Below are 15061 nucleotides of genomic sequence, written 5' to 3' on the forward strand. Positions count from 1 at the left end.
AGAAATCCCGCCGTGCGGGCGGGATTTCTGCGAACGACGGAGGCGTGGCCTACAGCAGCGGAATCAGCAGCAGCGCCACGATGTTGATGATCTTGATCAGCGGATTCACCGCCGGACCGGCGGTGTCCTTGTACGGGTCGCCCACGGTGTCGCCGGTGACCGCGGCCTTGTGCGCCTCGGAACCCTTGCCGCCGTGGTGGCCGTCCTCGATGTACTTCTTCGCGTTGTCCCATGCGCCGCCGCCGGTGGTCATCGAGATCGCCACGAACAGGCCGGTGACGATGGTGCCGATCAGCACGCCACCGAGCGCCTTCGGCCCGAGCAGCAGGCCGACCACGATCGGCACGGCGACCGGCAGCAGCGACGGCACGATCATCTCGCGGATCGCCGACTTGGTCAGCATGTCCACCGCGCGCGAGTATTCCGGCTTGGCGGTGCCCTGCATGATGCCGGGGATGTCGCGGAACTGCCGGCGCACTTCCTCCACCACGGCGCCGGCGGCACGGCCGACGGCCTCCATCGCCATCGCGCCGAACAGGTAGGGGATCAGGCCGCCGATCAGCAGGCCGATGATCACCATGTGGTCGGACAGGTCGAAGGTGAACACCTCGCCCGGATGACTGGCCTGCAGGTTGTGCGTGTAGTCGGCGAACAGCACCAGCGCGGCCAGTGCGGCCGAACCGATCGCGTAGCCCTTGGTCACCGCCTTGGTGGTGTTGCCCACTGCATCCAGCGGATCGGTGACGCCGCGCACTTCCGGCGGCAGGTCGGCCATCTCGGCGATGCCGCCGGCGTTGTCGGTGATCGGGCCGTAGGCGTCCAGCGCCACGATCATGCCGGCCATCGACAGCATGGCGGTGGCGGCGATCGCGATGCCGTACAGGCCGCCCAAGCCGTACGCGCCCCAGATCGCCACGCAGATCACCACCACCGGCATTGCGGTCGATTTCATCGACACGCCGAGGCCGGCGATGATGTTGGTGCCGTGGCCGGTGGTGGAGGCCGCGGCGATGTGCTGCACCGGCTTGAACTGGGTGCCGGTGTAGTACTCGGTGATCCACACGATCGCGCCGGTCAGCGCCAGGCCGATCAGCGAGCATCCCCACAGGTTCATCGCGCCGTGGCCGAAATCGGGCATCAGCTGCATGGTGATCGGATAGAACGCGGCCGCGGCGAGCACGGCCGAGACGATCACGCCCTTGTAGAGCGCGCCCATGATCGAACCGCCTTCCTTCACTTTGACGAACAGCGTGCCGATGATTGAGGCGATGATCGACACGCCGCCGAGCAGCAGCGGGTACAGCACCGCGTTGGCGCCCACTTCGCCGATCATCAAGCCGCCCAGCAGCATGGTGGCGATCACCGTCACCGCATAGGTCTCGAACAGGTCGGCAGCCATGCCGGCGCAGTCGCCCACGTTGTCGCCCACGTTGTCGGCGATCACCGCCGGGTTGCGCGGGTCGTCCTCGGGGATGCCGGCTTCGACCTTGCCGACCAGGTCGGCGCCGACGTCGGCACCCTTGGTGAAGATGCCGCCGCCCAGGCGCGCGAAGATCGAGATCAGCGAACTGCCGAACGCCAGGCCGACCAGCGCGTGCAGCGCGGTTTCACCGGCGACGCCGAAGTGGCCCAGCACCAGCCAGTAGCCGGCCACGCCGAGCAGGGCCAGGCCGACCACCAGCATGCCGGTGATCGCGCCGCCGCGGAATGCCACGTCCATCGCCGCGCTCAGGCCGCGTCGCGCCGCCTCGGCGGTACGTACGTTCGCACGCACCGACACGTTCATGCCGATGTAGCCGGCCGCCCCGGAAAGGATGGCGCCGATCAGGAAGCCGATCGCGGTCGGCCAGTTGAGGAAGAAACCGATCAGCAGCAACAGCACCACGCCGACCATGCCGATGGTGGTGTACTGGCGGTTGAGGTAGGCGCGTGCGCCTTCCTGGATGGCCGCCGCAATTTCCTGCATCCGTTCGTTGCCCGGCGATTGCGCCAGGATCCAGCGCGCGGAGAACGCGCCATACAAAACCGCCACCACCGCACACGCAACGACGATCCACCAGCCATACTGCTGCAGCATCGGAGCCTCCCCATGGGTTGTAAGTGGCCGTCCGGAACGGGCGGTCCCGGGGAGTATAGGCAGACGTTGCGGCGCAGGCCGTTGTGCGGCGCAGCGCCGTCCGGCCAAAGAAAAGGGCCATGCACGAATGCATGGCCCCGATTCATTCGCGTCGGCGCGGACTTATTGCAGCGCGATGTCCAGGATGATGCCGGTGGCGATCGCGACCAGCAGGTAGTCATTGTTCGCGCGTACCCAGTGGTAGCCGCGCGGTGGCGGACGCAAGCGGTAATAGCCGTAGTCGCGCACGACATAGGTCGGGCCGTAGTAGCGGTGGCCACGCTCCCAGCGCGGATGGTGGCCGTAACGCCGGTAGCCGGCGCGGTAACCGTAGTCCCGATAACCGTAATCCCGGTAACCATAGCGGCGGTCGTCGTAGCGGCGGGTGTCGTAGCGCCGGTAGTCGTGGCGGCGATCGTCGTGCCGGCGGTAATCGCCGTGGCGGCCATCGTGGCGGTGATCGGCGTAGCCGTGGCCCTGGCCGCGGCGGTCGTGATCGTGACCGCCCTGGCCGGCCAGCGCGAGGCTGCCGGTGGTGAGCAGGGCGAATGTAATGAGCAGGCGGCTGAAGAGTTTCATCTCAGGGCTCCTCCTTGGGTGTCGTGACCGCAACAGCGCGGCGATCGACCCGGGCAGGGTGGATCGTAGGAAGCTGCGGCTGAACGGCGTCCGATATCAGCACGCCGGTTTCAGGTGGCGCTCAGCTTTGCGCAACCGGTCACGGAACCCGGCACTTCAGCGCCGGAACGCCGCCAGCTTCTTCGCCACCGCCGCGTTCTTCAGACGCACGTAGCGCGGCAGGCCGTCCTTGCCATAGGGCAACGGCGCCTCGCCGCGGATCAGCGGCGCCAGGTAACTGCGCGCCGCCGCGGTGATGCCGAAGCCGTCGCGGCTGATGAAGTTCTTCGGCATCTTCTTTTCGCGGTTGGCGATCTTCGCCAGCGGCGCCGACGCGATTTTCCAGCGGTACGGCGCCTCGGACGTGCGCACGATCACCGGCATCACCGCGTTCATGCCAGCCAGCGCGTAGTCGACCGCGGCCCGGCCGACCGCATAGGCCTGCTCGGCGTCGACCTGCGAGGCGGCATGCCGCGCCGAACGCTGCAGGTAGTCGGGCAGTGCCCAGTGGTACTTGTAGCCGAGCTTCTCCTTCACCAGCGCCGCCAGCACCGGCGCCACGCCGCCGAGCTGGCTGTGGCCGAACGCATCGCGCGTACCCGCTTCGGCGAGGAACTGGCCGGCCGCATTGCGCACGCCTTCGGAAGCGACCACGGTGCACCAGCCCACGCGCTCGACGGTGGCTTTCACCTTCGCCAGGAACGCCGCTTCGTCGAACGCGTTTTCGGGGAACAGGATGATGTGCGGCGGCGCGTCGGCGCCTTCGCCGGCGAGCCCGGCGGCGGCGGCGATCCAGCCGGCGTGGCGGCCCATCACCTCGAGGATGAACACCTTGGTCGAGGTCTCGGCCATCGAGGCCACGTCCAGGCTGGCCTCCAAGGTGGAGATCGCGGTGTATTTCGCCACCGAGCCGAAGCCGGGGCAGCAGTCGGTGACGGCGAGGTCGTTGTCCACGGTCTTCGGCACGCCGATGCAGCGGATGTCGTAGCCCATCGTCCTGCCCAGCTGCGAGATCTTCAGTGCAGTGTCGGCCGAGTCGTTGCCGCCGTTGTAGAGGAACCAGCGGATGTCGTGGGCACGGAACACCTCGATCAGCCGCTCGTATTCGCTGCGGTTGTCCTCCAGCGATTTCAGCTTGTAGCGGCACGAGCCGAACGCGCCGCCGGGGGTGTGGCGCAGCGCGGCGATCGCGGCGGCCGATTCCTTCGAGGTGTCGATCAGCTCCTCGCGCAACGCGCCGAGGATGCCGTTGCGCGCGGCGTACACCTTCACGCCCTTGCGGCGGGCGGCCTCGATCACGCCGGCGGCGGTGGCGTTGATCACGGCGGTGACGCCGCCGGACTGGGCGTACAGCAGGTTGCCGGTGACGGCGGGCGAACGGCGACTCGGGCTCATGGGATCCTCGATCAGGCGATGGAAGGTGGCGACGGTTGTCGGCAAATCTTTTTCCGCAACAAGCACTTGGCTGGGTGCGACGAAGGTCTCTGTTTGACGGCACCCGGTGCAGCGGCTAATTTGACGGACAATTCTGTGCGTCGGACGGGCTGTCGCAGTGTGCGGCGGCCCGCCGAACTTGTGGAGCATTATGCGACTCGTCCTACTTGGTGCGCCCGGCTCGGGCAAAGGTACGCAGGCGGCCCGGCTGAAGACGGCGCTAGGCGTTCCGCACATCTCGACCGGCGACATGCTGCGCGCCGCCGTCGCGGCCGGCACCGCGATGGGACTCAAGGCCAAGGCGGTGATGGATGCCGGCCAGCTGGTTTCCGACGACATCCTGCTCGGCATGCTGGAAGAGCGCCTGGCGCAGGCCGACGCGAAAGCCGGCTTCATCCTCGACGGCTACCCGCGCAACCTGGCCCAAGCCGACGCGCTCGACCACCTGCTGGCCAAGCTCGGCCAGCCGCTGGATGCGGTGGTGAAGCTGGACGTGCCGAACGAGGCGATCATCGGGCGCTGCGAGATCCGCTTCAAGGCGGAAGGCCGCGCCGACGACAACCCGGACACCGTGCGCAAGCGCCTGGGCATCTATGCCGAGCAGACCGCGCCGGTGGCGGATTTCTACGCCAGCCGCGGCAAGCTGCAGGTGGTGGACGGCGTCGGCGAACTGGCCGAGGTCACCGCGCGGGTCGAGCGCGCGCTGCAGAACGAAACCGCCGCGGCGAACGGCTGAGCACACCGCCCGCTCCCTGCAGAGCGGGCCTCAAGGAACCGCTCACCATGCGTCTGCACATCCTCGGCATCTGCGGGACCTTCATGGGCGGGGTAGCCGCGCTCGCGCGCGAGCTGGGCCACACGGTCGAAGGTTCCGACGCGAACGTCTATCCGCCGATGAGCACCCAACTCGAGGCGCTCGGCATCGACCTGATGAGCGGCTATGCCGCCGAACACCTGCAGCCCGGGCCTGATCACGCCCAGCCCGACCTGGTGGTGGTCGGCAACGCGATGACCCGCGGCAATCCGGCCGTCGAGTACATGCTCGATGCGCGCCTGCGCTACATCTCCGGGCCGCAGTGGCTGGGCGAGACGGTGCTGGCCGAGCGCGACGTGCTGGCGGTGGCCGGCACCCACGGCAAGACCACCACGACCAGCTTGCTGGCGCACCTGCTGGAAAGCGCGGGGATGGCACCGGGGTTTTTGATTGGCGGCGTGCCGGGGAATTTCGGGGTGTCGGCGAGGTTGGGGGGGGTGGGGCCGCATGGCGCCCAGAGTCCCCCTTCCGGCGCTGCGCGCCTCCTTCCCCCGCGGGCGGGGGACGTGAAGGTGGAGCAGCCTTTGGCTGCGCCTTTTGTGATTGAAGCGGACGAGTACGACACCGCGTTCTTCGACAAGCGCTCGAAATTCGTGCATTACCGCCCGCGCATCGCGATCCTCAACAACCTCGAATACGACCACGCGGACATCTTCCCCGACGTGGCCGCGATCCAGCGCCAGTTCCATCATCTGGTGCGCACCGTGCCGGGCAATGGCCGGCTGATCGTCAACGCGCACGACGAACGGCTCGCCGAGGTGCTGGCGATGGGCTGCTGGACGCCGGTGGAGAGCTTCGGCATCGGCCGCGGCGACTGGCAGGCGACGCTGGTCGAGGCGGACGGCTCGGTGTTCGCCGTGCACCGCGCCGGCGAGCGGATCGGCGAGGTGCGCTGGTCGCTGCTGGGCAATCACAGCGTGATGAATGCACTCGCTGCACTCGCTGCGGCCGCCGCCGCCGGTGCCGACCCGCGTGCGCTGTTGGCGGCGTTCGCCGGCTTCGAGAGCGTGAAGCGGCGGATGGAGCTGGTCGGCGAAGTGAACGGCGTGCGCGTGTACGACGACTTCGCGCATCACCCCACCGCGATTGCCACCACCCTGGCCGGGCTGCGCGCGAAAGTCGGCCAGGCGCGCATCCTGGTGGCGCTGGAGCCACGCTCCAATTCGATGCGCCAGGGCGCGCACGCCGAGGCGCTGGCGCCGTCGCTGGCCGATGCCGATGCGGTGGTGTTCCTGCATCGCCCCGAGCTGTCGTGGGATGCCGGCCGCGTCACCGCGGCGCTGGGCGGTCGCGGCACGACGGCACCGACGGTGGACGCGCTGGTCGCCGCCCTGCGCGCGCAGGCACGACCAGGCGACCAGGTGATCTTCATGTCCAACGGCGGTTTCGAAGCGGCGCCGCGCCGTTTCGTGGAAAGCCTGCGGCAGGCCTGAGCCGGGTCGCGGCTGACCGCGACGCCTGCTCTGGTTACACTCGCCGCATGGTTGCCCAGTCCCAGTCGCCGCTCGTCGAGATGCCCCTGTTTCCGCTGGCTTCTGTCCTGTTTCCCGGCGGCCAGCTGCAGTTGCGCATCTTCGAGCCGCGCTATCTCGACCTGGTGCGGGAGTGCACGCGTCACGGCACCGGCTTCGGCGTGTGCCTGATCCTGCAGGGACAGGAAGTGGGCGAGCCGGCGGTGCCGGCGGCGATCGGCACGATCGCACGGATCAGCGATTTCCATCGCGACGACGACGGCCTGCTGGGCATCGTCGCCGAAGGCGGCGCGCGCTTCCGTGTCGCGCGCAGCCGGGTACGCTCCGATGGCCTGCTGCGTGGCGACGTGGAGGTCTGGCCGGACGAGCCGGAGCAGCAGGTGCCGGTGGAGTTTGCCTTGCTGCAGACCATCCTCGAGAGGCTGATCGAGACGATGGCGCCGCACTGGCGCGATGCGCCGCGCAGCGCCTACGACGACGCGAGCTGGCTGGGTTTCCGGTTGGCCGAGCTGTTGCCGCTGGACGTCGGCGAACAGCAGCGCATGCTCGAACTGAATGATCCGGTGCAACGGCTGGCCGAGTTGCGCGACATCCTGCCACGCTTCCAGAAACCATGAACCAGCCGGCCGGCTTTACACTGGCCGGGTTTCTCTCGCACCCGTGATGGAGTGACGCGCATGGCCAGTCTTGCCGGCAAGATCTTGTTCATCAGCGGCGCCTCGCGCGGCATCGGCCTGGCGATCGCGCTGCGCGCGGCCCGCGACGGCGCGAACATCGTGATCGCGGCCAAGAGTGGCGTGCCGAATCCGAAGCTGCCCGGCACCATCCACACCGCGGCGGCGGCGGTCGAGGCGGCCGGCGGCAAGGCGCTGGCGCTGCAGGTGGATATCCGCGAGGAAGCGCAGGTCATGGCCGCCGCCGCCCAGGCGGCCGAACGCTTCGGCGGTATCGACATCGTGGTGAACAACGCCAGTGCGATCTGGCTGGCCGGTACCGCCGACACGCCGATGAAACGCTACGACCTGATGCAGCAGGTCAATACCCGCGGTACCTTCCTGGTCACCCGCAGTTGCCTGCCGTACCTGAAGCAGGCGGCCAATCCGCATGTGCTGATGCTGTCGCCGCCGCCGAATCTCGACCCGAAATGGTTCGCGCCGCACACCGCCTACACCATCGCCAAGTACGGCATGAGCCTGTGCGTGCTCGGCATGAGCCCGGAATTCGCGCCGCTCGGCATCGCGGTGAACGCGCTGTGGCCGCGCACGGTGATCGCCACCGCGGCGATCGCCATGATTGACGGCGTGAGGGCCGAACAGTGCCGCACACCGGAGATCGTGGCCGACGCCGCCCATGCGATCCTGACCCGTCCGGCGCGTGACTACACCGGCCATTTCGCGATCGACGAGGAGATCCTGCGCGAAGCGGGAGTCAGCGATTTCGACGGCTATGCCGTGCAACCGGGCACGCCGCTGCTGCCGGACCTGTTCCTGGACTGAACGCCTGGCTCTCGCGGCCAAGGCGAAACCCGACAACGCCCAAGGTGATTCGCCTACATTCCGCAGGCGCCGTCCCCTTCCGGGCGATCGTCCAGAAGAGCTTGTTTTTTCACATATTGCCTATTTGCTTGGGAGTATATTGTGTGACGCACATCACACTTTTGTAGCGACTGGGGCGCAGGATGCGGCTGCAAAAGTCAGCGGGATCGTGCGCCAGCCCGGCGTGTCGTCCCGAACCGCAACTGCAACCTTGGGGAACAGGGGGTCAGTGCCATGACGGACAATCAGATAGCCAGGCGTTGCGTGGTCTGGTTTGGCCAACCGACGGATGAAGAATGCGCCTGTCTGGCACGGGCTGGCTGGCGTACCAGGATCGGCGATGCGCAATTGCGGGACGGCGTGGGCATGCGGCGCGACGATATCGTGGTGGCCATGGCCGATCTGCGCCGCAGCGATGCGGACACGGTGCAGGCGATGGCCCAGCTGATGGCCAACCACCCATGGCTGCCCTGGCTGGCCCTGGTTTCCCAGGAGACCGCCGCCAATACGCCGGAAGTGGAACGCATCCTGCGCGCCAGCGTGGACTTCTTCACGGCACCGGTCGACATGAAGCGCCTGACCGACACCCTGATGGAGTGCGGCAAGGGCTGGACGCTGGCTGCGAAAAAGACGGATATCCCCGGTATCGTCGCCGCGCAGAGTCCGGTGATGGGCATCACGGTGGCCAGCCTGCGCAAATATGCGCCGGTGGATCTGCCGGTGCTGATCACCGGCGAGACCGGTAGCGGCAAGGAAGTGGCGGCGCGTGCGCTGCACGCCCTGTCGGCGCGTCGCGAGCGGCCCTTCGTCGCCATCAATTGCGGTGCGCTGCCGCCGAACCTGGTGCAGTCCGAACTGTTCGGCCACGAGCGCGGCGCCTTCACCGGCGCCAATGCGCGGCGCATCGGACATTTCGAGGCCGCCTGCGGTGGCACGGTATTCCTCGACGAGATCGGCGACCTGCCGCTCGATGCACAGACCAGCCTGCTGCGCCTGTTGCAGGAAGGCACGCTGGTGCGCGTGGGTTCAAGCCAGCCGATCAAGCTGGACGTGCGCGTGCTGGCCGCCACGCACGTGGACCTGGAATCGGCAGTGGCGCAGGGCAGCTTCCGCGAGGATTTGTACTACCGGCTCAACGTGCTGCGCTTGCACATGCCGGCGCTGCGCGAACGTGGGGGCGACATCGAACTGCTCGCACAGCATTTCCTGGACGCGTTCCGTCTCCGCCACCCCGGCCGTGCCCGCACGTTCAGCGGCAGCGCGCGGCAGGCCATGCGCGGATTCGGCTGGCCGGGCAACGTGCGCGAGCTGCTCAATCGCGTGCAGCGTGCCGCGGTCGTCACCGAGGGCACGCTGATCAGCGCGGCCGATCTCGATCTGCTCGATGCTCCATCCTCCGTCCCCCTTCGTCCCAGCCTCGGCCTGACGCGTGTTTCGGCCGAGCGCGAGGCGGTGCTGAACTGCCTGCGCGAAAGCCGCTACAACATCAGCGAATGCGCGCGGCGACTCAACGTGTCGCGGGTCACCGTGTATCGCCTGTGCAAGAAGCACCGGCTGGAACTGGATGGGTTGCGGGGCAACGGCCTCCCCTTTCGCGCTGGACGACCCGTCGCAGGTGTGAACGCCACCAGGCGGCCGGCCATTCAGAACATGTAGGGAACCTCGAAGGTGACGCTGTAGTCCGCCGCATCCGATGCCGACGCCCGGCATCGTCACCGGCATGGTGTGCCGGCTCGTTGCGAAGGAAGTCCCCCCGGCCCGCAGGGGACGGGCCGGGGGGTTCCGTTGGTGCCCGGCTACAGGACGCCGGGTTACCGCCCTCGTTCGCCGCTTGCGCGGCTGTCTGGTCTGCATTACTCATCGCCACCATCCGACGGCGATGGTGCGGCGCTCGGTTCGCCTCTGCATGAGCAATGCATGAGCAATCCGCGTGCCATTCGCGACAAAGCCCGTCGCGGCGCGGTTTACGGCGATCGGACCGGTTCGAGCCGAGGCGTCGTCGTGTCGTCGCGTATACAGCAGCAACCCGCGCCGGGCGGGGCGCGCGCGTGGCGATGCGCGCCGCCGTTGCCTTGCGGCGGGCTGTAACGCGGGCGATACAGTCCGTCGCCAGGTGTTACAACAGCAGGCGTGATTGTGTGTGGCCGCGGCGTGGCTCTACGATGCGCGCCACGCAACGCACGTCGTCCATCCAGCGGTCCGCACCGCCACCTCGAGAACCACCATGCACGAACAACCCTCTGCCCTGATCGAACTCGGCAAGCGCTACTGGCTGCCGGTATACAAGCCGCGCGAGCTGGTGCTCGACCACGGCAAGGGTGCACGGGTGTGGGATACCGACGGCCGCGACTATGTGGATTTCGGCGCCGGCATCGCGGTGAACGCGCTCGGCCACCAGGACCCGGATCTGCTCGCCGCGCTGGTCGCGCAGGCGCAGAAACTCTGGCACAGCAGCAACGTGTTCTACACCGAACCGCCGCTGCGGTTGGCCGAGGAGCTGGTGCACGCCTCGCATTTCGCCGAGCGCGTGTTCCTGTGCAACTCCGGCGCCGAGGCGAACGAGGCGGCGATCAAGCTGGTGCGCAAGTGGGCGACATCGAAGGGGCGTGCGCCGGAGCAGCGCGGCATCCTCACGTTCAGGGGATCGTTCCACGGCCGCACGCTGGCCACGGTCACCGCTACCGCGCAGCCGAAATACCAGGCGGGCTACGAGCCGTTGCCCGCAGGTTTCGGCTACGCGGATTTCAACGATGTCGCCGCACTGGAGGCGGCGTTCGCCACGGGCGACGTCGCCGCCGTGATGCTGGAGCCGGTGCAGGGCGAAGGCGGCGTGCTGCCGGCCGCGCCGGGTTTCCTCAAGCGCATCCGCGAACTATGCGACCAGCATGACGCGCTGCTGGTGCTGGATGAGATCCAGTGCGGCATGGGCCGCACCGGGACGCTGTTCGCGCACGCGCACGACGACGTCACGCCGGACATCGTGACCCTGGCCAAGGCGCTCGGCTGCGGCTTTCCGATCGGTGCGATGCTGGCCGGCCCGAAGGTGGCCGAGGTGATGCAATACGGTGCGCACGGCACCACCTTCGGCGGCAACCCGATGGCGGCAGCGGTGGCCCGTGTCGCGCTGGCCAAGCTGGCCTCGCCGGCGGTGCTGATGAACGTGGAGCGGCAGGCGAACGACCTGCGCGCCGGGCTGGCCCGGATCAATCGCGAGTTGCCGGTATTCGCCGAGGTGCGCGGTCGCGGCCTGATGATCGGCGCGGTGCTGGCCGATGCCTACAAGGGCGAGGCAGGAGCGATCCTCGACTGTGCCGCCGCGCATGGCCTGCTGCTATTGCAGGCCGGGCCTGACGTGCTGCGCTTCGTGCCGCCGCTGACGATCAGTGACGAAGAGATGGCGGAAGGCCTCACGCGCCTGCACGCGGCCTTGAACGACTTTGCGGCAGGCTGAGTCGAGATTCTCGCCACAGCCCACCGATCAGGAGCATTCCGATGAAATATCTTCACACCATGGTGCGCGTGCGCGATCTCGACGCTTCGCTGCGTTTCTACTGCGAAGGCCTCGGCCTGCACGAGGTGCGCCGCAAGGAAGTGCCCGAAGGCAAGTACACGCTGGTGTTCCTGTCTGCGCCGGACAGCCCCGAGGCCGAGCTCGAGCTGACCTGGAACTGGGACTCGCAGGAGGACTACGGCTCGGCGCGCAACTTCGGCCATCTGGCGTTCCGCGTCGAGGACATCTATGTCACCTGCGCGCGCCTGCAGGCGATGGGCTGCACCATCCACCGCCCGCCGCGCGACGGCCACATGGCCTTCGTGCGCTCGCCCGACCTGATCTCGATCGAGCTGCTGCAGGAAGGCCATCTGCCGCCGCGCGAGCCGTGGGCGTCGATGCCGAATACCGGCAGCTGGTGAATCAGCCTTTTGCGTCGCGCAGGGCGCCGCGCGCGGCTTCCAGCGTGTCGGCGATGTCCTGGTCGGTATGCGCACTGGACATGAAGCCGGCTTCGAACGCCGATGGCGCCAGGTACACGCCGCGCTTCAGCATGCCGTGGAAGAAGCGGTTGAACAGCGCCACGTCCGCCGCCGTCGCCTGCGCGTAGCTCTGCACTTTTTCGGCGCTGAAGAACAGGCCGAACATGCCGCCCACGCGGTTGGTGCTGAACGCGATGCCTTCGCCGTCGGCGACGGACTGCAGGCCGTCGCAGAGCACGCGCGTGCGGGCGGCCAGCTTGTCGTGGAAGCCGGGTGCCTGGATCAGCTCCAGCATCGCCAGGCCCGCCGCCATCGCCACCGGATTGCCGCTCAGCGTGCCGGCCTGGTAGATCGGCCCGGCGGGGGCGATCTGCTCCATCAGCTCGCGGCGGCCGCCATAAGCGCCCACCGGCATGCCGCCGCCGATGATCTTGCCGAACGTGGTGAGGTCCGGCGTCACGCCGTAATGCGCTTGCGCGCCGCCGAGCGCCACGCGGAAACCGGTCATCACCTCGTCGAAGATCAGCAGCACGCCATGCTGCGTACACAGTTCGCGCAGGCCTTGCAGATAGCCGTCCACCGGCGGGATGCAGTTCATGTTGCCGGCGACCGGCTCGATGATCAGGCCGGCGATCTCGTTGCCCTGCTCGGCGAACAATGCCTTCGCGGCATCGAGGTCGTTGTACGGCAGGGTCAGGGTGAGGTCGGCATTCGCCTTCGGCACGCCCGGCGAGGTCGGTACGCCGAAGGTCAGCGCGCCGGAGCCGGCCTTGACCAGGAAGCTGTCGCCGTGGCCGTGGTAGCAGCCCTCGAATTTCACGAGCTTCGCCCGGCCGGTGGCGCCGCGGGCGAGGCGGATCGCCGACATCGTCGCCTCGGTGCCGGAGTTGACCATGCGCACCATCTCGACCGAGGGAATCAGCCGGGTGATCGTCTCGGCCATGGTCACTTCGGCCGGGCAGGGTGTGCCGAACGACAGGCCATGCTGCACCGCGCGTTCGACCGCCTCGCGCACGGCGGGATGATTGTGGCCGACGATCATCGGCCCCCACGAGCCGACGTAGTCGATGTAGCGCGTGCCTTCGACGTCCCACAAGTACGCGGCGTCCGCCCGCGCGGTGAAGAACGGCTCGCCGCCGACCGACTTGAACGCGCGCACCGGCGAGTTCACGCCGCCGGGCATCAGTGGCAAGGCGCGCTGGAAGAGTTCGTGGTTGGTCATCGGGTGGATTCTCGATCGAAGGAGTACAGGTCGGCGAAGCGTTGCGCGGCGGTGCGCACGTCGGCAGCGGCAAAGACGGCGGTAATCGCCGCCAGGTAGTCGGCGCCGGCTTCGACCAGCGAGGCGCCATTGTCCGGCGTGATCCCGCCGATCGCCACCCGCGGCACGCCGAGCGCGGCGCTTTGCCTCAGCAAGTCGATCGGGACGCGCGCTGCCAGCGGCTTGGTGGGCGAGGGAAAGAACGCGCCGAACGACACGTAGCTGGCGCCGGCGCGCGCGGCGGCCTGCGCTCGCGGCAGCGAGCCGTAGCACGACACGCCGATGATCGCGTGTTCACCCAGCGCGGCACGCACGGCTCGCGGATCGTCGTCGTCCCGGCCCAGGTGCACGCCATCCGCGCCAACGGCCAGGGCCAGCGCGATGTCGTGGTCGATGATCAGCGGCACGCCATGGGCGCTACACAACTGCCTGAGCGCTGTCGCTTCGGCGTGGCGCCGCACCGTATCCGCGCTCAGGTCGCGGTATTGCAACAGCCTGGCGCCGCCAGCCAGTACCTGCGTGACGACGTCCAGAAGATCGGCGCGCGGCCCATCGGTGATGGCGTACAGGCCGCGGTCCGGTTGGGGTGTGGGCATCTTCAATTCATGGCCTCGCGAGCGCGGTGGAAAGGGCGGCGACGTCGTCGCGCTTTCGTATTGTCGGGCGAGTTGCGAGAATGCTCCATTCCCCAGAGATCCGAAGAAGCCCGATCATGAGCCAGAGTTCCACCGAAACCGCCTTGCGCAAATGGATGTGCGTCGTCTGCGGCTACATTTATGACGAAGCCGTGGGCGTGCCCGACGAAGGGATTCCCGCCGGTACTCGCTGGGAAGACGTGCCCGACACCTGGACTTGTCCGGATTGCGGCACCACCAAGGACGATTTCGAGATGATCGAACTCGACTGAACGCCGATTCCTGCCCGCAAACGGCCCGATCCCGTCAGTGCATTGACCGGGCCGCCTGCTCTGATGTTCCTGCGCCCGGCCACGCGGCGCGCCATACGGGGAACATCCCATGCAACAGTTCATTCCGTTCGAAGACGACTGGGACGCGCTGGAAAACCTGCGCCCCGAAGACCTGATCCCCTATCGTGTCGGCATGCTCGACGCGCCGCGTGCAGCCGCTCAGCGCACCGGCCCGACGTCGCCGTCGATCTTCAACGTGTCTCCCGGCTTCGCTCCGATGCGCTGCGCCGTGCCGGCAGACAGCTCCAGCACGTAGATCGCCGGTGCGTCGCTGGGATAGGTCGGGCAGGGATCGGCCTTGCATGGCGGCACATCCAGCTGCATCGAGACCAGTCGGCGATTCGCATCGAAATACAGGATGTCCAGCGGGATCAGCGTGTTCTTCATCCAGAACGCCTGCGGCCCGATGTAGGGAAACACGAACAGCATGCCGTGGTCGGGCGCCAGCGCGGTGCGCATCATCAGGCCATGTTGCCGGCTGGCGTCGTCGGTGGCGAGCTCCACCGAGAAACGCTGTCCATGCAATTCGACCGCCGGCTTTGCGGACTGTGCTGGAGTGCTGCCGGAACAACCGGCCAGCAGGAACAACATCGAGGCAATCCATCGTTTCATCGCAGGCACTCGTCGCGGGCGGGAAGACGCGACGGGCAGTGTAGCGCTGCGGTCAGCTGCGCTTCCGCGAGAAAAATGCATGCGCCCCCTTCCCAGATGCGCGGCTCGGCGCTATGATTCTCGCCCCTTCGACGAGGCGCCCTTTCGCGAAGGTTCCGCAACACTTCCACGCTGAAAAATTTCTTGGCTGAAGGTGTTGACGGTCGCAAAAAGCGATGTAGAATGGGCGGCTCACCCGGGACGAAACGTTCTGGGGCGCA

At 67.8% G+C, this 15061-nt stretch carries 14 protein-coding genes; 8 read left to right on the forward strand and 6 right to left on the reverse strand.

The window, feature by feature from the left end; genetic code table 11:
• Positions 1–49 precede the first annotated feature (49 nt).
• From ABIE04_RS10440 to ABIE04_RS10450, 3 genes are all read right to left on the reverse strand, one after another.
• A complete protein-coding gene (locus ABIE04_RS10440; protein WP_354549625.1) occupies positions 50–2077 on the reverse strand; it encodes a sodium-translocating pyrophosphatase in 2028 nt (675 codons plus the stop codon).
• Positions 2078–2239: 162 nt separating this feature from the next.
• On the reverse strand, positions 2240–2695 hold the full coding sequence (locus tag ABIE04_RS10445; RefSeq protein ID WP_354549627.1) for an RcnB family protein: 456 nt from the start codon (positions 2693–2695) through the stop codon (positions 2240–2242).
• 156 nt (positions 2696–2851) lie between these two features.
• Positions 2852–4129: a 6-phosphofructokinase gene (locus ABIE04_RS10450; RefSeq protein WP_354549629.1), complete on the reverse strand. Its 1278-nt coding sequence runs from the start codon at positions 4127–4129 to the stop codon at positions 2852–2854.
• Between the two features lie 190 nt (positions 4130–4319).
• On the opposite strand from ABIE04_RS10450, the gene ABIE04_RS10455 reads away from it, so the two are divergent.
• The 7 genes from ABIE04_RS10455 to ABIE04_RS10485 all read left to right on the forward strand — a co-directional run bounded on the left by ABIE04_RS10455 (position 4320) and on the right by ABIE04_RS10485 (position 11901).
• On the forward strand, positions 4320–4904 hold the full coding sequence (locus ABIE04_RS10455; protein WP_354549631.1) for an adenylate kinase: 585 nt from the start codon (positions 4320–4322) through the stop codon (positions 4902–4904).
• Between the two features lie 47 nt (positions 4905–4951).
• Positions 4952–6415, forward strand: coding sequence for a UDP-N-acetylmuramate:L-alanyl-gamma-D-glutamyl-meso-diaminopimelate ligase (gene mpl / locus ABIE04_RS10460; RefSeq protein WP_354549633.1), 1464 nt, complete (start codon positions 4952–4954; stop codon positions 6413–6415).
• A 47-nt stretch (positions 6416–6462) separates the two neighbouring features.
• Entirely contained in the window at positions 6463–7071 is a 609-nt protein-coding gene (locus tag ABIE04_RS10465; protein ID WP_354549635.1) for an LON peptidase substrate-binding domain-containing protein, read from the forward strand.
• A gap of 60 nt (positions 7072–7131) precedes the next feature.
• Positions 7132–7950, forward strand: a complete 819-nt coding sequence (locus ABIE04_RS10470) for an SDR family oxidoreductase (protein ID WP_354549637.1) — start codon at positions 7132–7134, stop codon at positions 7948–7950.
• A gap of 273 nt (positions 7951–8223) precedes the next feature.
• Positions 8224–9645 (forward strand): sigma-54 dependent transcriptional regulator, encoded by a 1422-nt coding sequence (locus ABIE04_RS10475; protein WP_354549639.1) that lies wholly within the window; start codon positions 8224–8226, stop codon positions 9643–9645.
• A 568-nt stretch (positions 9646–10213) separates the two neighbouring features.
• Positions 10214–11440: an acetylornithine/succinylornithine family transaminase gene (locus tag ABIE04_RS10480; protein WP_354549641.1), complete on the forward strand. Its 1227-nt coding sequence runs from the start codon at positions 10214–10216 to the stop codon at positions 11438–11440.
• Positions 11441–11481: 41 nt separating this feature from the next.
• Positions 11482–11901 (forward strand): lactoylglutathione lyase, encoded by a 420-nt coding sequence (locus ABIE04_RS10485; RefSeq protein WP_354549643.1) that lies wholly within the window; start codon positions 11482–11484, stop codon positions 11899–11901.
• A gap of 1 nt (position 11902) precedes the next feature.
• On the opposite strand, the gene hemL is transcribed toward ABIE04_RS10485, so the two are convergent.
• Both hemL and thiE read right to left on the reverse strand, forming a co-directional pair.
• Positions 11903–13183, reverse strand: coding sequence for a glutamate-1-semialdehyde 2,1-aminomutase (hemL, locus tag ABIE04_RS10490; RefSeq protein ID WP_436410367.1), 1281 nt, complete (start codon positions 13181–13183; stop codon positions 11903–11905).
• Positions 13180–13818, reverse strand: coding sequence for a thiamine phosphate synthase (thiE, locus tag ABIE04_RS10495; protein ID WP_354549645.1), 639 nt, complete (start codon positions 13816–13818; stop codon positions 13180–13182). Before thiE ends, hemL begins: the two co-directional genes overlap by 4 nt.
• A gap of 116 nt (positions 13819–13934) precedes the next feature.
• Here thiE and ABIE04_RS10500 point away from each other — a divergent pair, with 116 nt between their 5' ends.
• The gene (locus ABIE04_RS10500) at positions 13935–14129 is read left to right on the forward strand and encodes a rubredoxin (RefSeq protein WP_056391343.1); all 195 of its coding nucleotides are present in this window, start codon (positions 13935–13937) and stop codon (positions 14127–14129) included.
• A gap of 219 nt (positions 14130–14348) precedes the next feature.
• On the opposite strand, the gene ABIE04_RS10505 is transcribed toward ABIE04_RS10500, so the two are convergent.
• On the reverse strand, positions 14349–14801 hold the full coding sequence (locus ABIE04_RS10505) for a DUF192 domain-containing protein (protein ID WP_436410368.1): 453 nt from the start codon (positions 14799–14801) through the stop codon (positions 14349–14351).
• Positions 14802–15061: the final 260 nt, after the last annotated feature.

Origin of the sequence: Rhodanobacter soli (assembly GCF_040548735.1) — a bacterium.
GTDB classification, from domain to species: domain Bacteria; phylum Pseudomonadota; class Gammaproteobacteria; order Xanthomonadales; family Rhodanobacteraceae; genus Rhodanobacter; species Rhodanobacter soli_A.

Coding starts and splice junctions, on each gene's coding strand:
- ABIE04_RS10505 (WP_436410368.1), bottom strand. CDS start 14,801: ATGAAACGATGGATTGCCTCGATGTTGTTCCTGCTGGCCGGTTGTTCC.
- ABIE04_RS10455 (WP_354549631.1), top strand. CDS start 4,320: ATGCGACTCGTCCTACTTGGTGCGCCCGGCTCGGGCAAAGGTACGCAG.
- thiE (WP_354549645.1), bottom strand. CDS start 13,818: ATGCCCACACCCCAACCGGACCGCGGCCTGTACGCCATCACCGATGGG.
- ABIE04_RS10475 (WP_354549639.1), top strand. CDS start 8,224: ATGACGGACAATCAGATAGCCAGGCGTTGCGTGGTCTGGTTTGGCCAA.
- ABIE04_RS10485 (WP_354549643.1), top strand. CDS start 11,482: ATGAAATATCTTCACACCATGGTGCGCGTGCGCGATCTCGACGCTTCG.
- ABIE04_RS10450 (WP_354549629.1), bottom strand. CDS start 4,129: ATGAGCCCGAGTCGCCGTTCGCCCGCCGTCACCGGCAACCTGCTGTAC.
- ABIE04_RS10480 (WP_354549641.1), top strand. CDS start 10,214: ATGCACGAACAACCCTCTGCCCTGATCGAACTCGGCAAGCGCTACTGG.
- ABIE04_RS10465 (WP_354549635.1), top strand. CDS start 6,463: ATGGTTGCCCAGTCCCAGTCGCCGCTCGTCGAGATGCCCCTGTTTCCG.
- mpl (WP_354549633.1), top strand. CDS start 4,952: ATGCGTCTGCACATCCTCGGCATCTGCGGGACCTTCATGGGCGGGGTA.
- hemL (WP_436410367.1), bottom strand. CDS start 13,183: ATGACCAACCACGAACTCTTCCAGCGCGCCTTGCCACTGATGCCCGGC.
- ABIE04_RS10500 (WP_056391343.1), top strand. CDS start 13,935: ATGAGCCAGAGTTCCACCGAAACCGCCTTGCGCAAATGGATGTGCGTC.
- ABIE04_RS10470 (WP_354549637.1), top strand. CDS start 7,132: ATGGCCAGTCTTGCCGGCAAGATCTTGTTCATCAGCGGCGCCTCGCGC.
- ABIE04_RS10445 (WP_354549627.1), bottom strand. CDS start 2,695: ATGAAACTCTTCAGCCGCCTGCTCATTACATTCGCCCTGCTCACCACC.
- ABIE04_RS10440 (WP_354549625.1), bottom strand. CDS start 2,077: ATGCTGCAGCAGTATGGCTGGTGGATCGTCGTTGCGTGTGCGGTGGTG.